General features: G+C 45.9%; 3 protein-coding genes. 2 read left to right on the top strand and 1 reads right to left on the bottom strand.

The window, feature by feature from the left end; genetic code table 11:
- On the top strand, nt 1-190 hold a 190-nt coding region (locus QT973_RS04445; RefSeq protein ID WP_333212873.1), incomplete at its 5' end, for a hypothetical protein.
- Nucleotides 191-659: 469 nt separating this feature from the next.
- Complete coding sequence (locus QT973_RS04440; RefSeq protein WP_333212871.1) at nt 660-1106, top strand: hypothetical protein; 447 nt, start codon at nt 660-662, stop codon at nt 1104-1106.
- 226 nt (nt 1107-1332) lie between these two features.
- On the opposite strand, the gene pheS is transcribed toward QT973_RS04440, so the two are convergent.
- Nucleotides 1333-2337 (bottom strand): phenylalanine--tRNA ligase subunit alpha, encoded by a 1005-nt coding sequence (gene pheS / locus QT973_RS04435; protein ID WP_333052935.1) that lies wholly within the window; start codon nt 2335-2337, stop codon nt 1333-1335.
- Nucleotides 2338-2432 lie beyond the last annotated feature (95 nt).

The following is a 2432-nucleotide window of genomic DNA, read 5'->3' as shown; positions in this document are numbered from 1 at the left end:
CTCTGTATTCTCTCCCTCTGCGTTCTCTGCGCCCTCTGCGGTTAAATCATTCCGATACAACCGGAAACGATATCATTCCTTAGAAGCGATATTTTATGACAATAATCGCCCGATTGATGATAGCTTGACTGTCGCACCTACTTATATCATTTCCGGTAACACCGTAATGATGTTGACTGTTGACGGTTGACTGTTGACGCCGTGAACAGTCAACTCTAATTTACTATTCCGAAGCTGCAACCGGAATTGATATAATTCATCTGCGTTAATCTGTGTTAATCTGCCTGTATCTGCGGTAAAAACAAGAAAATTGCTTAACCGCAGATGACAATTAATTGACGCTGATTCACGCTGATGCAGAGAAGAGATAGATGAATAATCCCGATGCTAACAGATTTGATATTAATTGTTAAATCTAAAATCTAAAATCTACAATCGACTCACCAAAGTTCAAGATTCCCAAGGGCGACTGGGGAGTCAACTCTAAAATCTAAAATCTAAAATCTAAAATCTAAAATTGACTGACTTTCCTGGCTTGAATCTATCAAAAGAGGGAACTTTTTTAACAGCTCATCGGTGGATAACCTCTATCTAGAGAACGGTTCCGCCGATCGCTCAAATCGAGTAAAAATAGAAGGTCACATCTCCTTTTGTATTCTATGAAACTGAATTATTTTACGAAACGGCTTTCGACTTTAGGGCGCTTGATGGCTACAACAGTCCTTTGCGTGTCAGCGATGGCCTTCGTTTGGTCTGGTGCGTTCTTCTCCAACACCGCAGCAATGGCTTCTCCTGCTGTAAACTCGATCGCAGCAGCAGATGCGGGCGATGCGGTTCAAGAAAAAGCTAGCAAAGATGCTGGACGAGCCAAGAACTTCATCCGAGATACAGAAGAGAAGGTTAAGGAAGCTGCCAAGACAAATGCTGCTAAAGTCGATCGAGCATCGGAGGATGGTAGTGTCGTAGAGCGCAAAGCTAAGAAAGATGCGGCCACAATTGAGAAAAGAGCATCGGAAGATTCAGCTCGGACTCAGGAAGCAGTAGATAATACCAAGAATGCTGTAGAGCGCGCTGTTGACGGCATCAAGGATGTTTTTAGCAAGTAGACAATAAATTAAGTAGGTAAGCGCAAAAAAACAATAATATCTTGCAGGGGCTTGTAGGGGCGGCTTTAGGGCTTATCTACAGTAAGGGCGAGTCATCGTTGCAGAACCCGCCCTCTCCCAAGTAATGTTTATTTGTACTTACTTACTTACTTACTTGAAACTGAAAGATTGATGTACATTGACCAAGACCTCTAGACGGCTCGTGTAAGCGACCCCAAGCCCTTCTTTAAAATTGCCGCAAAAAGCGCAAATCGCTAGCATAAACCCGGCGAATATCGTCGATTTCATAAAGTACCATTGCGAACCGCTCGACACCAAAACCGGCCGCAAACCCAGTATATTTTTCGGGATCTAAACCGACTCCTTTAAGAACATTAGGATCGACGGTTCCGCAGCCCAAAACTTCCAGCCATTTGCCGTTCCACTGCAAATCTACTTCGGCAGAAGGTTCGGTAAAAGGAAAGTAACTCGTGCGAAAACGAATCGGCAAATCTTGTCCGAACATTTGTCGCAAAAACTCTTTAATCGTGCCTTTCAAGTCAGTAAATGTCAGACCTTCACCAATTGCTAAAAGCTCAATTTGGTGGAAGACTGCTGCGTGAGTAGCATCAACAGTATCGCGGCGGTAAACGCGGCCGGGAGAGACAATCCGAATCGGCGGTTTGTGCTGTTCCATGTAGCGAATTTGCACTGATGATGTCTGAGTCCGCAGTAAGTCGCCGCCTGGTAGGTAAAATGTATCTTGCATATCCCGCGCTGGGTGGTCTGGCGGGGTGTTCAGCGCCTCGAAGTTGTAATAATCTGTTTCCATTTCCGGGCCGTTGGCGACGGTGTATCCCAGGCCGACAAAGATATCCAGAGCGCGGTCTATGACGGCGTTTAAGGGGTGAACGCGGCCTTGGGGGCGAAAAATCCCCGGCATGGTGACATCGATGGTTTCTGAGGCTAATTTGGCTTGGATTTGGGCGGTTTGGAGGGCGGCGCGTTTGTCTTCTAAATCTGCTTGCAGGGCTTCTTTGACTGTATTGGCGATCGCCCCTACTTTGGGCCGCTGGTCTGGCGACAGTTTGCCCATCATGCCTAAAATTTGAGAGAGTTGGCCTTTTTTGCCGAGGTAGCCGAGGCGCAACTGTTCGAGTTGTTCGAGGGTATTGGCACTGGCGATCGCACTTTTGGACTCTTGGCCGAGGGTTTCTAGTTGAGTTTCAATGTCGCTTAGCTGGACAGTCATTTTGATTTTAGATTTTAGATTTTAGATTTTAGATTGATGGCTGTTTTGGGCCAAGTTGAGTTTAGCGCAATTTTGGCTCGACAGCCTTGTTGATT

The organism is Microcoleus sp. Z1_A1, from assembly GCF_036700305.1.
GTDB lineage: Bacteria > Cyanobacteriota > Cyanobacteriia > Cyanobacteriales > Microcoleaceae > Microcoleus.
Note: the sequence above shows the minus strand (reverse complement) of the source record. Positions and strands in the feature narration are given on the sequence as shown.